General features: G+C 67.3%; 13 protein-coding genes. 4 read left to right on the top strand and 9 right to left on the bottom strand.

Annotation, left to right across the window (positions count from 1 at the left end; genetic code table 11):
• The first annotated feature begins 58 nt into the window (after positions 1 to 58).
• Genes rsmI through A9A59_RS09850 form a run of 4 tightly spaced genes read left to right on the top strand, consistent with a single transcriptional unit; the run spans position 59 to position 4,397 of the window.
• A complete protein-coding gene (rsmI, locus tag A9A59_RS09835) occupies positions 59 to 898 on the top strand; it encodes a 16S rRNA (cytidine(1402)-2'-O)-methyltransferase (protein WP_098504103.1) in 840 nt (279 codons plus the stop codon).
• A gap of 60 nt (positions 899 to 958) precedes the next feature.
• A complete protein-coding gene (gene metG, locus A9A59_RS09840; protein WP_098504104.1) occupies positions 959 to 2,608 on the top strand; it encodes a methionine--tRNA ligase in 1,650 nt (549 codons plus the stop codon).
• Entirely contained in the window at positions 2,605 to 3,423 is an 819-nt protein-coding gene (locus A9A59_RS09845; RefSeq protein WP_098504105.1) for a TatD family hydrolase, read from the top strand. Before metG ends, A9A59_RS09845 begins: the two co-directional genes overlap by 4 nt.
• The gene (locus tag A9A59_RS09850; protein ID WP_098504106.1) at positions 3,420 to 4,397 is read left to right on the top strand and encodes a polyprenyl synthetase family protein; all 978 of its coding nucleotides are present in this window, start codon (positions 3,420 to 3,422) and stop codon (positions 4,395 to 4,397) included. Before A9A59_RS09845 ends, A9A59_RS09850 begins: the two co-directional genes overlap by 4 nt.
• Positions 4,398 to 4,472: 75 nt before the next feature.
• Here the strand turns inward: A9A59_RS09850 and A9A59_RS09855 are convergent, their stop codons facing one another.
• From A9A59_RS09855 to nuoL, 9 genes are all read right to left on the bottom strand, one after another.
• Positions 4,473 to 4,913 carry an FmdB family zinc ribbon protein gene (locus A9A59_RS09855; RefSeq protein ID WP_098504107.1) on the bottom strand — a complete coding sequence of 147 codons (441 nt, stop codon included), beginning with the start codon at positions 4,911 to 4,913 and terminating at the stop codon, positions 4,473 to 4,475.
• Positions 4,914 to 5,017: 104 nt separating this feature from the next.
• Entirely contained in the window at positions 5,018 to 5,779 is a 762-nt protein-coding gene (gene recO / locus A9A59_RS09860) for a DNA repair protein RecO (protein WP_098504108.1), read from the bottom strand.
• A gap of 2 nt (positions 5,780 to 5,781) precedes the next feature.
• The gene (gene recR / locus A9A59_RS09865) at positions 5,782 to 6,390 is read right to left on the bottom strand and encodes a recombination mediator RecR (protein ID WP_098504109.1); all 609 of its coding nucleotides are present in this window, start codon (positions 6,388 to 6,390) and stop codon (positions 5,782 to 5,784) included.
• Between the two features lie 9 nt (positions 6,391 to 6,399).
• Positions 6,400 to 6,705 carry a YbaB/EbfC family nucleoid-associated protein gene (locus tag A9A59_RS09870; RefSeq protein WP_098504110.1) on the bottom strand — a complete coding sequence of 102 codons (306 nt, stop codon included), beginning with the start codon at positions 6,703 to 6,705 and terminating at the stop codon, positions 6,400 to 6,402.
• Between the two features lie 68 nt (positions 6,706 to 6,773).
• Entirely contained in the window at positions 6,774 to 8,270 is a 1,497-nt protein-coding gene (gene dnaX, locus A9A59_RS09875) for a DNA polymerase III subunit gamma/tau (RefSeq protein ID WP_278286866.1), read from the bottom strand.
• Positions 8,271 to 8,334: 64 nt separating this feature from the next.
• Entirely contained in the window at positions 8,335 to 8,811 is a 477-nt protein-coding gene (gene ybeY, locus A9A59_RS09880; protein ID WP_278286867.1) for an rRNA maturation RNase YbeY, read from the bottom strand.
• Between the two features lie 2 nt (positions 8,812 to 8,813).
• Positions 8,814 to 10,271 carry an NADH-quinone oxidoreductase subunit N gene (locus A9A59_RS09885; protein ID WP_098504112.1) on the bottom strand — a complete coding sequence of 486 codons (1,458 nt, stop codon included), beginning with the start codon at positions 10,269 to 10,271 and terminating at the stop codon, positions 8,814 to 8,816.
• Positions 10,268 to 11,731: a complex I subunit 4 family protein gene (locus tag A9A59_RS09890; RefSeq protein ID WP_165772646.1), complete on the bottom strand. Its 1,464-nt coding sequence runs from the start codon at positions 11,729 to 11,731 to the stop codon at positions 10,268 to 10,270. Before A9A59_RS09890 ends, A9A59_RS09885 begins: the two co-directional genes overlap by 4 nt.
• A gap of 9 nt (positions 11,732 to 11,740) precedes the next feature.
• Entirely contained in the window at positions 11,741 to 13,696 is a 1,956-nt protein-coding gene (gene nuoL, locus A9A59_RS09895) for an NADH-quinone oxidoreductase subunit L (RefSeq protein WP_278286868.1), read from the bottom strand.
• Positions 13,697 to 13,700 lie beyond the last annotated feature (4 nt).

Here is a 13,700-nt window from a genome sequence, read left to right on the forward strand (position 1 = left end):
AACACAAATTCGATTCGCGGGAGCCGCTTATGTGCAATAGCTTCGATTGGACGGTTCGATGACGAGCTGGCATCCCGGGCTGTACGTGGTCGCCACTCCGCTGGGGAACCTGGGCGACCTTTCTCCCAGGGCCCAGGAGACGCTCCGGCTGGCCTCGCTCATCGCGGCCGAGGATACCCGCATAACGGGCCGGCTGGCGCGTGCGGCCGGGAGCACAGCGCGGCTGGTCAGCCTGACGGAGTTCAATGTCGTAGAGCGAATTCCCGAGGTGCTCGAGGCCGCCGCCGCGGGCATCGCCGTGCTTGCATCGGACGCCGGGACCCCTGGAATTTGTGACCCGGGAGGTCGCCTCGTCGCGGCGGCGCACCGGGCTGGCGTGCGCGTGGTGCCCGTCCCGGGGCCCTCAGCGCTCGCGGCCGCGCTCTCAGTCGCGGGGTTCGATGCGGCGGTGGCAGTCTTCGCTGGCTTCCTGCCGCGTAAACCAGGAGAGCGCCGGTCGATGCTTGCGCGACTCGCCGGGCCGGACCGCGTCGTCGTCTGCTTCGAGGCGCCGGGGAGGGTCGGCGCCCTGCTCCGCGATGCAGCAGAGGTCCTTGGCGACCCCGAAGCGGTCGTGTGCAGGGAGCTGACCAAGATGCACGAGGAGGTTGTGCGCGGGCGGGCAGCGGAGCTGGCGGACCGATTCGCCGCTGCGCGCGGGGAGTGCACCGTGGTCATCGGCCCGACCGAGGAGGCCCCGGCCGCAGCTGACGCCCACGGGCTCCTGGCCGCGTTCAGGCGCGCCGGGGCGCGCCGGGGCGCGGCGGCGGCCGAGGTGTCCCGCCTGACCGGGGCGCCCCGGGGAGAGCTGTACGCAGCATGGGACCGGCTGGACGGCGGGGAGCACGCACCTGGCTGAGCGGCGGCAGCATACCGCCGGTGTGGTAGGATTTGGTCGACTCCTTTCCCCAGGTGAACCGTGCCCGACCGTGTCCTCGTCTGCGTCGCGTGGCCGTACGCAAACTACCTCCTGCACGTCGGCCAGGCGGCCGGCGCCTACCTGCCCGCCGACATTTTTGCCCGGTACCAGCGCCTGCGCGGGAACGAAGTGCTCATGGTCTCCGGGTCGGATTGCCACGGGACGCCGATTACCGTCACCGCCGACCGCGAGGGGATTTCGCCGCGCGAGGTGGTGGAGCGGTACCACCCAAAGATTCTTGAGGTGTGGGAGCGGTTCGGCATCTCATTCGACCTCTTCACGACCACACTGACCGAGAACCACTACGCCGTCACGCAGGACATGTTCCTGCGGCTCCTTGAGAAGGGGTATCTCTACCGCCGTACCGACGAGTACCTCTTTGACCCCGAGGTCGGGCGCTTCCTGCCCGACCGGTACGTCGAAGGCACCTGTCCGTACTGCGGCTACACCGAAGCGCGCGGCGACCAGTGCGATAACTGCGGCAAGACGCTCGATGCGACGGAGCTGCGCGACCCGCGCAGCAAGCTGAGCGGAGCGCGGCCGGTGCTGAAGCCCTCAGAGCACTTCTTCCTGAAGCTCTCGGCGTTCGAGGAGCCCCTGCGCGAATGGGTCTCCCGACAGCCGCACTGGCGACGAAACGTGCAGAACTTCACGCTCGGCATGCTGAATGAGGGGCTGAAGGACCGCGCAATCACCCGCGACATCTCCTGGGGGGTGCCGGTGCCGGTGCCCGGCTTTGAAGACAAGCGCATTTATGTCTGGTTTGATGCCGTCATCGGCTACCTCTCGGCAAGCAAGGAGTGGGCCCAGACCCGCGGCGAGCCCGAGGCGTGGCGGCCCTTCTGGCAGGACCCCGCGACCCGTTCGTACTACTTCATCGGGAAGGACAACATCCCGTTTCACACCATCATCTGGCCGGCGATGCTGCTCGGGTATGGGGGCCTCAACCTCCCATACGATGTGCCGGCGAACCAGTACGTGAACTTCGCCGCCGGGCAGAAGCAGAGCAAGTCGAAGGGCACGGGGACGTGGATGCTCGACCTCCTCGACCAGTACCACGCCGACGTTATCCGGTTCTACCTGACCACCATCATGCCGGAGAGCAACGACAGCGTGTTCAGCGAGGACGAGCTCATCCGCGCGAACAACGATGTGCTCATTGGCACCTGGGGCAACCTCGCGAACCGGGTCATCTCGATGGTGCACCGCAACTTCGACGGGGTCGTGCCGGCAGTGTCCTCGCGATCGCCGGAGAGCACGGCGCTGCTGGCCGAGTGCGAGGCGATGTTCGATGCGGTCGGGGACGAGTTGGAGCGGTGCCACTTCCGCGGCGGCCTCCAGACGGCGCTGCAGCTCGCGCAGTCGGCCAACAAGTACCTCGATGAACGCGCGCCGTGGAAGGCCGTGAAGACCGACCCCGACCACGCCGCCGAGACGCTCGTTACCGCGCTCGATGCCATCAATGCACTGAAGACGCTTTTGCACCCGGTGCTCCCGTTCTCGACCGAGCAGCTGCATGCCGACCTCGGGCAGGAAGGCACCGTCCGCGCCCAGGGGTGGAGGTTCCGGCCGATGCAGCCGGGCACGCGGCTCGGGCCGGTCCGGCCGCTCTACACGAAGATTGAGCCGCGCGAGGCCGCGGAGGCATGACTGCGGAGCTGTTCGATACCCACGCCCACCTGACGGACCCGAAAATCGCCGCCGATCTCGAGGCCGTGCTGGAACGGGCGTGGTCTGCCGGCGTCAGGTCGATGGTTGTCGTCGGCTACGACCTCCCGTCGAGCGAGGAAACGGTCCGCCTGGCCGCCCGGTACCCGGGGCAGCTCTACCCGGCGGTTGGACTGCACCCGCACGAGGCCGATACGGCGTGGGCCGACGTGCTGCCCCGCCTGCGGGAGCTGGCCGCAGCACCGGAGGTGGTGGCCATCGGCGAGCTTGGGCTCGACGCCTATCGCGGCTGGTCATCGGAGGCGAACCAGCGGCGGCTGCTCGAGGCGCAGCTGCAGCTTGCGCTCGATGTGCGCAAGCCCGTCTGCGTGCACTCGCGGGCAGCGGAGACGGCCATCCTCCCGCAGCTCGAGGCATTCGCGAAGGCAGCGGCTGCGGCCGGCCTGCCCCTGCCTGGGGTGATGCACTGCTTCGGCGGGACGCTCAGCGAAGCCCGGCCGTTCGTCGAGCTCGGCTACCTGATCTCTATTGCCGGGCCGGTCACCTACCCCAGAAACGACCGGACGCGCGAACTCGCCGCCGGATTGCCAGCGCGCTCACTTGTGATCGAAACCGACACTCCGTACCTTCCTCCACAGGGAATGCGAGGACAACGCAACGAACCGGCCTATATCGTCGAGACTGCGCGGGCGGTTGCAGCCGCGCGCGGGGAGCTGCTCTCGGAGGTTGCGCGCGTGACAACGGAGAACGCGCGGCGGCTGGTCGCAGCGTCACTCGCCGGGGCGGCGGCGCGATGACCGCCGTGCAGGTGGCGGAGCTGTACGGACCCGTCGCCGAGGACATGGTCCTCGTCGAAGACCTCCTCGAATCGACGAAAAATGTCGACCTCCCGCCGCTGAAGCGGATGCTCGACCACGCGCTCGAGGCCCGGGGAAAGCGGCTGCGCCCGGCGCTTGTGCTCCTTGCCGGCCACCTCGGCGACTACAACCTGAACAAGCTCGTGCCGCTCGGTGCTGCGATCGAGCTGCTGCACACTGCCAGCCTCGTCCATGACGATGTCGTCGATGGCGCGACCAGCCGACGGGGCCGGCCTACGGCCAACGCGGTGTTCGATAACGCGCTGACTGTGCTCCTCGGCGACTACATGTTTGCCAACGCCGCGGAGATGGTGACTCGGACAGGGAGCCTCGCCGTCACCCGGCTGTTCGCACTTGCCCTGATGAAGATGACGAGCGGCGAGCTCGACCAGGACGCCGCCGCCTTCGATGCCGGGAAGGACGTCCAGCACTACCTGTGGCGGATCGGGGGCAAGACCGCTGCGCTCTTCGCCAACGCCACAGAAGGCGGCGCGATGCTCGGCAACTGCGATGAGCGGGTCATCGAGGCGATGCGGACGTACGGGTACAGCTTCGGCATGGCCTTCCAGATTGTCGACGACGTGCTCGACTTCATCGGCGACGAGACCGTCATGGGCAAGCCCGTCGGAAGCGACCTGCTCGAGGGGACCATCACGCTTCCCGGGCTGCTCTTCCTCGAACGCTACCCGAAGGACAACCCGATTCGGCGATTCATTCTCGCCCGGCGTGACCGGGAGTCCCGGCTGCGCGAGGCCATCGAGGCAGTTCGAAACTCAGAGTGCATCGACGCCTCGATGGAGATGGCTCGGGACTACATCCGCAGGGCGCAGGAGGCGATCGCGTTCCTGCCAGAATCTGAAACGAAGCGCTGCCTCATCGACCTGAGCGAGTACGTTCTCTCACGGAACAGCTGACAGTCCGCTCATCGACAGGAGGCTAAGCCGCAGGAGCCCGGCCTCCACCCGCAGACTGGAGGGCGCAGCGAGGCGCTAGAGCCCTCGGGGCGTCCCCTTGCGGACGACCCGGCCCTGCTCAACGACTTCGGGGACTTCCTCGGGCTTGATCTCGTTGCCGTACAGGTCGACGAGCTCCCGCTTCGCCGCCAGCTCCTTCATGTCCTGCAGCTCCTGCTTCTCGCCCTTCGTCTTCCGCTTCTTCGGCTCCGGCTTGTTGACCTCGGGGTGTTCATTGGGCCGGGCGCTGGTGACGAGGCGCGAGACCTTCTTGCCGAGATGCCAGTACTTGCCGTCGTCAGGGATGCGCCGCGGGTAGCCGTCGCGGAAGGTGAACGCCGCAAAGGAGGTGGGCATGATCCGCTTCGCGTCCTTGTAGCAGACCGGGCAGGGCACCGGCTCGCTGGCTTCGCGCATGGGGCGAAGCTCCTCGAAGATCCCGTTGCAGGGCTCGCAGTAGTACTCGTACAGGGGCATCCTCCCCCTCCTCCAGCGACAGGGTTTCTCGGGTCGGCCCAAGATTCAGCTGTGCAGCGGCATTGTACACGCACCGAGGGTACGGCGCCGGGAAGGCGCGCGATTCATGACGGCGGGAGGGTTTCGAGAAACCGGGCCGACCGCGGCTCCGCATCGAGCACTGCCCTGATCGCCTCGCCGAGGGCGGCGCGGACCTCCTCGGCAGTCTCGGCCGGGACGCGGACGCCGCAGAACGCATCGACGCCGGCCCGGCGGGCGTAGCGAAGCACCTTCTGGGCGCGCACCGAGAGGAGCCGGCCCGGCACCTCGACGCGGCAGGCGGCGCACAGCAGGCCGCCCGAAGCTGCGGAGAAGAGGGCGTCCGCCTCAGGCAGTCCAGCGCCGCAGCCAGCGCAGGCCGAGATCTGCATCTCAAACCCGCAGACCGCGAGGAGGTGGACTTCGAAGTAGCGTGCCGCGAGCGCAGGGTTCGCGCCCCTCGCGAGCGCGTCGAGAGCGTCGACGAGGAGCAGGTAGAGGTCGGGCTGGGGCGACCGCTCGGCGGCGAAGCGCTCGGCCAGCTCGCAGCAGTAGATGGCGGCGGCGAGGGCGTCGAGGTTCGCCTTGATGCCGAGGTAGGCATCGACGGACTCCGCCTGCGCGACGACGTCGAGGGAGCGGCCGTGGGCGAGCAGGAACCGGGAGCGCGTGACCGGCTCGACATGGCCGCGCAGTTTGCTCTGGGGCTTGCGCACGCCCCGGGCGACGGCATCAACGCGGCCCTCGCCCGGGGTGAGGAGGACGAGGATGGCGTCGGCATCGCCGGCCGGGCGGCGGCGAAGGACGATGGCCTCGGTCGCAAGGGTGCGCGCCGGCCGGCCGGCCATGCCTAGAGCTCCTGGCGCCCCTCGAGCGCGCGGGCGAGCGTCATCGTATCGGCGTACTCGAGGTCGGCGCCCGAGGGCAGGCCGCGGGCGAGGCGGGTCACCCGGACCCCGTGCGGGGCGAGCACCCGCTGGATGTACATCACCGTGGCTTCGCCCTCGAGGCTGGGATTGGTCGCCATGATGACTTCGCGCACGTCACCACCGGCGACCCGCGCGACGAGGGCGTCAATATGCAGGTGCTCCGGGCCGATCCCTTCCATCGGGTTCAGGATGCCGTGGAGGACGTGGTACACGCCGCGGTAGATGCCTGACCGCTCTATTGCCAGCACATCGAGCGGCTGTTCGACGACGCAGATGGTGGATTGGTCGCGGCGGGGATCGGCACAGACTGCGCAGGGGTCGCGCTCAGTGAGGTTCACACAGCGGGAGCAGTAGTGGATGCGCTCGCGCGCCTCGACGATCGCCCGGGCGAGGCCCTCCGCCTCCTGCGGTGAGGTGCGCACCAGGTGGTAGGCGAGCCGCTGGGCCGACTTTGGGCCGATCCCGGGCAGGCGATGGAAGGCCTCGATCAGGCGCTGGATCGGTTCGGGCGTGGCGAGCGATTCGGGCATCGCGGTGTGCTAGCCGAGGCCGAGGCCGGGCAGGCCGAGGCCGCCCGTGATGGCCCCGAATGACTTTTGCTGGAGCTCAGCGGCCTTCTGGGTTGCGTCAGCGATGGCGGCCATAATGAGGTCCTGAAGCATCTCGACGTCGTCCGGGTCGACGACCTCCGGCTCAAGCCGGATCCCGAGAATCTTCTGCTCGCCGGACATGGTGACCCGCACCGCGCCGCCGCCGGCGGTGCCCTCGACCGTTGCGGCTGCGAGTTCCGCCTGGGCCTTTGCAAGCAGCTCCTGCGCCTGGGCGAGGGCATTGCCGCCGCCCATGGAGCTGCGGCCGGGGAGTCCGCCGCCGGCGCGACGGAGATACCGGTTATTGCCGCTACCTTTCGCCATCAGGAGTCCTTTCCGACGGGCTGGCCGCCCATGGCCTTCGCCGCCTCGACGAGGTGACCTCGGCGGGGCTCGCGCCGGGGCTGACTGGTGCCCTCAATCAGTTTGACGGTGAGCCGGACTTCGCGCCCCAGGATGGCCGCGGCCTGCTGCTCGACCATTGGCCGGCAGGCGGTGTCGACCTTCTCGAGCGGCATCTTCCGCTGGAAACCGAGCACGAGCTCGTCGCCGTCCATCTGGAGGACCTCGAAGGAGCCGTTCAGCCACATCGCGAGCGACGGGTTGACCATCTTGCAGTGCTCGTACAGGTCGCGGGCGAATCGCTCCTCGCGGGTAAGAGCAGTACTGCGCTGGCCGGCAGCCGGCTGAGCGGCCCCCGGGCGCACGGCCGGCGCGGGAGCAGGGCGCTGCGCGGCCGGGGCGGGCGCCGCCTGGGAGGGAGATACGGGCCCAAGAATCGCGGCTGCACAGGCGACTTCGAGCGGGACGGGGCTGGCCGGGTCGAGGCGGAAGTCGGCCCGCGCGAGTTCGGAGAGCGCCTGCACTAATACCGGCACAGCGTCGGCCCGCGAACGGGCGAGTTCAACGAGCTCGTCCTGCCGGCCCGCTGTGCCGTCGCGCAGCACGAGCGCGAGCAGCTCGCGGATGAGGTCAATCACGCCGCGGGTGAACCTTGCGATGTCGAGCCCGTCATCGGCGACCGAGCGGGCGATGTCGAGCGCACTGGCGAGGTCGGATGCCAGCAGCGCGCGGACGAGGCCGGCCACGCGGCTGTCGTGAACCTGCCCAAGGGCCGTGCGCACATCATCGACGGTGGGTTGCGCTCCGTACCGGGCGATGACCTGTTCCAGCATCGTGATGGCGTCGCGGAGACCGCCCCGGGACTGGATGGCAATGGCAAGGAGCCCCTCGCGGGGCACACTGACCCCCTCTTGCTCGCAGATGTACGCGAGCCGTTCGACAATGGCGTCGTTGGGCACCCGGTGGAAGTCGTACCGCTGGCAGCGGGAGATGATGGTCGCCGGGACCTTGTGGAGGTCGGTGGTGGCAAGGATGAAGATTGCGTGGGGCGGCGGCTCTTCAAGCGTCTTGAGCAGGGCGTTGAACGCCCCCTCCGTGAGCATGTGGACCTCATCGAGGAGGTACACCTTGCGGGCGAGGTCGGACGGGGCGTAGGCGATTTTCTCGCGCAGCTCCCGCACATCATCGATACCGCGGTTGCTGGCGGCGTCCATCTCGATCAGGTCAAGGGCGGAGCCGGAGAGGATGGCCCGGCAGGCATCGCACGCGTTGCAGGGCTCGCCATCGCGGAGCTGGTGGCAGTTGACGGCACGGGCGAGGATGCGAGCGGTCGTCGTCTTGCCGGTGCCGCGCGGCCCGCTGAAGAGGTACGCATGCGCGATCTGCCCGGTCGCAAGGGCATTCTTCAGGGTCCGAACGATGTGGTCCTGTCCGACGACTTCTGCGAAGCCTTTAGGCCGCCACTTACCGTAGAGCACAAGCGTTCCTGTCCGCGGGGTACCCTGAAGTATAGAACAGGTGTGCCACGCCGGCATGGCGGGGTCAGTGGCAGTGCAGGTGGCCGAGGTCGCCGAGGTAGTGCTCCTCGCGGGCCCGCATCGCTGCCTCTTCCTCCGGGCTGTTGACGTGGTCGTAGCCGCAGAGGTGGAGAATGCCGTGGACCAGCAGATGGGCAAGTTCCGCGGCAAGCGGATGGCCGATCTGCTCGGCCTGCCGCCGGGCGGTGTCAATCGAGATCGCGATGTCGCCGAGGTGCGGCTCACCCGGCACGGCCTCAACGAAGTCGCCCGGCTCGTCCGGGAAGGAGAGGACGTCGGTCGGCTCGTCGATGCGGAGGAACTGGGCATTGAGCCGCCGGATCTCGTCGTCGTCGGTAATCAGAATGGCGAGGGATGTGCCGGGTTCGACGGATTCGCCGGCCATCACTTCCGCGGCGAGCCGGTAGAGGGCGTCGACATCCACGTCGGGCGCATCGACGACCACTTCGACCGAGATGTCGTACGGGACCTCGTCCGACACGGCTAGCGGGCGAAGATTTCGACGGCGTCGCGCGCCGCGGACATGAGCGGCATCGGGATGATGCCGAAGATGAGGACGCCGAGCGCGGTCGCCGTCATGGCGACGGCGATGGAGGGCGAGACCCGGAAGCGCTGTTCGGTGCCCGGCTCGCCGAGGAACATCACCCGCACCACGCCCAGGTAGTAGTAGGCGGAAACGACGCTGTTCAGCACGCCGATGATGACCAGCCAGACCAGATCGGCGCGGACGGCCGCGTTGAAGATGTACAGTTTTGCCCAGAAGCCGACGGTCGGCGGGATGCCGGTGAGCGAGACCAGGCAGAACGCGAGGCCGAGCGCGAGGAACGGCGACACCCGCCACATCCCGGCGTAGTCCGCGATGCGGTCCGAGTTGATGCGCTGCGATATGGCGATGACTGCGACAAACGCGCCGAGATTGGTGAAGGCGTACGCGGCGACGAACAGGAGGACCCCGCTCGCGCCGAGGGTGAACTCTTCACCGGCGACAGAGATGGCTGCGAGGCCCACCAGGAAGTTGCCGGCCTGGGCGATCGACGAATACCCGAGCATCCGCTTGATGTCGGTCTGGACGATGGCCATCAGGTTGCCAAGCGTCATCGATACGGCAGCGATGACGGCAAAAATCATCGACCAGTCGTCGCGGAGGAAGTCGGCGCCGAGGGCTTCGAAGAAGACGCGAATCGCGACCGCGAACGCGGCGGCCTTTGATCCGACGGAGAGGAAGGCGGCGACCGGGGTCGGCGCACCCTGGTAGACGTCTGGCACCCACATCTGGAACGGGACGACGGCCATCTTAAAGCCGAACCCGGCGATGAGCAGCGTCATCGCGACGATGAGGAGACCGCGATACGACTCGCCGTCGGCGGCGATGGCATCGGCGATCCCCGAAAGGAGCGTGGTGCCGGTTACACCATAGAGGAGCGCCATGCCGTAAAGGAGCAGCGACGAGGCGACTGCACCGAGCAGGAGGTACTTCAGGCCGGCCTCGCTCGACTTCGCGTCCTTGCCCCAGCCCGCGAGGATGTACTGGGGAATCGAGGAGAGTTCGAGCGCGATGAAGATGGTGATGAGGTCCCGCGCGCCGGCGAGGAGCATCAGGCCTCCGCAGACGGTGAGGACAAGGGCGTAGTACTCGCCCTGGCGGCGCCCTTCGCGGTTGACCCAGTCAATAGAGGCGAGGATCACCGTCGCCGTCACGCCGGCGAACACGTACTGGAAAAAGACGGCGTAGCGGTCCAGCGCGATCGTCCCATCGAAGACCGTCTGGTATTCGCCGCGCCCGACCCAGGAGGTAGTCCAGAGCGCCGCCGTCAGGAGGCCGGCAAGGGCGAGGAACGGGAGAATGCGGCGCTGACCGGGGAACAGCGCATCGGCGACGAGGACGACGCCAGCCGCGACGAGTACGCTCAGCTGCGGCCCGAGGACGTCGATACCGTTCATACCTGCAACCTCTCAGCGAGCGTGGTCATCGCGGGTTCGACGACGTTCATGATGAGCGCCGGGTAGACACCAAGGAGGATGACGAGCGCCGCAAGCCCGCCAACGACGGTGTGCTCCCACCAGTGGCGCTGGTCGTGGAGTTCATCCCACTCGTGCCGGACCGGGCCGAACATCACCCGCTGGAGCATCCAGAGGATGTAGCCTGCCGAGAGTACGACGCCAATGATTGATGCGAGAACGGCCCATTCGAACCGCTGGAACGCGCCGAGGAAGACGGTGACCTCGGCAACGAAGCCGGCCAGCGCCGGGAGACCGAGCGATGCCATGCCGGCGAAGACCATCCCCGTCGCGATGAGCGGCATCTGCCGGGCGAGGCCGCCGAGGCGCGCGATGTCGCGCGTGTGGGTGCGCTCGTACATCAGGCCGATCATGACGAACATCAGGCCGGTGATGAGGCCGTGGGCGAGCATCTGGTAGGTCGCGCCGGTCAGCCCCGTCGAGCCAAGCGCGCCGATACCGAGCAAAACGAGGCCCATGTGCGAAACCGAGGAGTAGGCAATGAGCCGTTTGACATCAGTCTGCCGGAGGGTAATGAACCCACCGTAGAGCACGCTGAACGCCCCGATCCCGGCCATCCAGGCGTCCCAGTCGTGTGCGACCTCGGGCATGAGGGTGACGCAGAGCCGGATGATGCCGTAGCCGCCCATTTTCAGGAGCACGCCGGCGAGCATCACGGAGACGGCTGTCGGGGCATCGCTATGGGCGTCGGGGAGCCAGGTGTGGAGCGGCACGATGGGGAGCTTGACCGCGAACCCGACGAAGAGGAGGAAGAAGACCCAGCCAAGCGGGAGGAGCGTGTCCCGGAACTCCGCACCGGCAAGCTGCTCGATATCGAACGTCCGGGCGTCGAATGCGAGGACCAGGATGCCGATGAGCATGAACGCCGAGCCGGCGATGGTGTAGAGCACGAATTTGGTTGCCGAGTACTCCCTCCTGCCTGACCCCCAGATCGAGATGAGGAGGTACATCGGGAAGAGCTCGAGCTCCCAGAAGAGGAAGAAGAGCATCAGGTCGAGCGAGACGAAGACCCCGACGACCGAGCTGGCGAGGATGAGCAGGCAGGCGAAGTAGGCGCGCGGCCGGTGGGTGATGCTGAAGGAGACGAGGACCGAGGCGAGGGTGAGGCAGGTGGTCAAAACCACGAGCGGCAGGCTGAGGCCATCGACACCGACAAAGTACTGCAGGTTGAAGGCACCGATATCGACCCAAGAGCGCCGCTCAACGAACTGGTAACCGGAAGCGTCGGGGTCGAAGCGGAAGAAGAGCTGGATCGACAGCGCGAACATGGCGGCGGCGGTCACGAGGGCCACCCATTTCGCGTTCTGCTCGAACCGCTGGGGGAGCAGCAGGATGACGGCGGCCGCAATGGCGGGCAGGAAGATGAGGATGCTCAGTTCCACCACGGCCTCCTAGAGGGGATTCGCCAGGATGACGGCGATGAAGATGACGATCACGCCGGCAGCCACACCCAGCCCGTACGACTGCACCTCGCCGACCTGGATGGCGCGCAGGCGGTCGCTCGCGAGGCGACCGACCTGGCCGGTGCCGTTGACGATGCCGTCGACGACCCGGCGGTCGAACGTTTCGAGCAGGCGGCACCAGCCGCCGTAGAAGATGCGCCGGACGAACAGCCCTTCGTACAGGTCATCGAGGAAGTACTTCCGCTCGAAGATGATGGCAAGCGGAGCGAAGGTGGCGCGGATGGAGGCCGAGTCGACCCAGCGGCGGATGTAGATGGCGTAGGCAGTGCCGATGCCAGCCAGCGCGATGATGGTCGACGACACTGCGATGCCGACCTCAAAGGTACTGCCATGGTGGCCGGCCTCGGGCAGCGCAGCCTCGATGAAGTCCTTGAACATGTGGTCGTAGGCGAACCACCCGGCAGCGATTGACGGGATAGCAAGCACGATGAGCGGGCCCTTCATGGACCAGGGCGACTCGTGCGGATGGGCGGGGTCGCCGTGGAAATGGTTATCCGGGTCGTGGTGGTCGACGGGCTCGCCGCCTTTGTAGCTCCCATGGAAGGTCAGGAAGATCGCCCGGAACATGTAGAACGCGGTCATGAACGCAACGACAGCGCCGATGGCCCAGAGCGCCCGGTCGTGCCGCCAGGCATCGAGCAGAATTTCGTCCTTCGACCAGAAGCCGGCGAGGGGGAAGATGCCCGCAAGCGAGAGGGAGCCGATGACAAACGTCCAGTACGTCACCGGCATGGCCTTCCGCAGGCCGCCCATTTTGCGCATATCGAACGTGTTTGTGGCGTGGTTGACGGAGCCGCTGCCGAGGAAGAGGAGCGCCTTAAAGAAGGCGTGGGTGAAGAGGTGGAAGATCGCAGCGACGTAGCCGAGCGCGCCGAGCGACAGCATCATGTAGCCGAGCTGTGACACAGTGGAATAGGCGAGGACGCGCTTGAGGTCGGTCTGGACCAGCGCAATCGTCGCAGCGAGCAAGGCGGTAATAGCGCCGATCCACGCGACAACGTCAGCAGCATCGGTCGACGCTTCGAACACCGGGAAGAAGCGCGCAACGAGGTACACGCCGGCAGCAACCATCGTCGCTGCATGGATGAGTGCGGAAACGGGCGTCGGGCCCTCCATAGCGTCCGGCAACCAGACGTGGAGGGGGAACTGCGCCGACTTGCCGGCCGCGCCGGCGAAGAGGCCGAGGGCAAAGAGCGTGACGATGGTGCTCTTCGCCTCACCGCTTGCAGCCCACTCCTGGATGGCCGTGACATCGAACGTCTCAGCCCGGGTCCAGATGAGGAGCAGGGCAGCGAGCAGCCCGAGGTCGCCGATGCGGGTAACGATGAAGGCCTTCTTGGCGGCGGCGGCGGCGCTCGGCTTGTGGAACCAGAACCCGATGAGCAGATAGGAGCAGAGGCCCACAAGCTCCCAGAAGACGAACATCTGGAAGAGGTTGTCGGCGAGGACGAGTCCGAGCATGGAGGTCGTGAAGAGGCACATGTGGGCGAAGTACCGCCCGTAGCCCGGGTCGCCTGCCATGTAGCCGGTGGAGTAGACCTGGACGAGGAAGGCAACTGTCGTGACAACAACCAGCATCACGGCAGTCAGCCCATCGACGCGGACGCCAATCGGCACGACCAGGTCGCCGGCGGTGAACCATTCGTGGGTGTACTGCGCGACGCCGCCGCTCGCGTCAATAACGTTGAAGAGCGTGACGTAGCTCAGGACCATCGCCGCGCCGATGCCGAGGATGGCCGCGTAGCCGGCGATCGCCGGGAGCTTCCGGAGGTAGATCGCAATGAGCGCCCAGGCGACGAGCGGGCAGGCGATGATCGCCCAGAGCACGGCCTGGTCGATGGTCGGCGTGGAGGCAGCAGAGGGCTCGGCAGCGAGGAATAGCATCGGC

Source organism: Tepidiforma thermophila, from assembly GCF_002563855.1.
GTDB classification, from domain to species: Bacteria; Chloroflexota; Dehalococcoidia; order Tepidiformales; family Tepidiformaceae; genus Tepidiforma; species Tepidiforma thermophila.

Coding starts and splice junctions, on each gene's coding strand:
- rsmI (WP_098504103.1), top strand. CDS start 59: ATGACGAGCTGGCATCCCGGGCTGTACGTGGTCGCCACTCCGCTGGGG.
- A9A59_RS09845 (WP_098504105.1), top strand. CDS start 2,605: ATGACTGCGGAGCTGTTCGATACCCACGCCCACCTGACGGACCCGAAA.
- A9A59_RS09850 (WP_098504106.1), top strand. CDS start 3,420: ATGACCGCCGTGCAGGTGGCGGAGCTGTACGGACCCGTCGCCGAGGAC.
- A9A59_RS09855 (WP_098504107.1), bottom strand. CDS start 4,913: ATGCCCCTGTACGAGTACTACTGCGAGCCCTGCAACGGGATCTTCGAG.
- recO (WP_098504108.1), bottom strand. CDS start 5,779: ATGGCCGGCCGGCCGGCGCGCACCCTTGCGACCGAGGCCATCGTCCTT.
- recR (WP_098504109.1), bottom strand. CDS start 6,390: ATGCCCGAATCGCTCGCCACGCCCGAACCGATCCAGCGCCTGATCGAG.
- A9A59_RS09870 (WP_098504110.1), bottom strand. CDS start 6,705: ATGGGCGGCGGCAATGCCCTCGCCCAGGCGCAGGAGCTGCTTGCAAAG.
- A9A59_RS09885 (WP_098504112.1), bottom strand. CDS start 10,271: ATGAACGGTATCGACGTCCTCGGGCCGCAGCTGAGCGTACTCGTCGCG.
- nuoL (WP_278286868.1), bottom strand. CDS start 13,696: ATGCTATTCCTCGCTGCCGAGCCCTCTGCTGCCTCCACGCCGACCATC.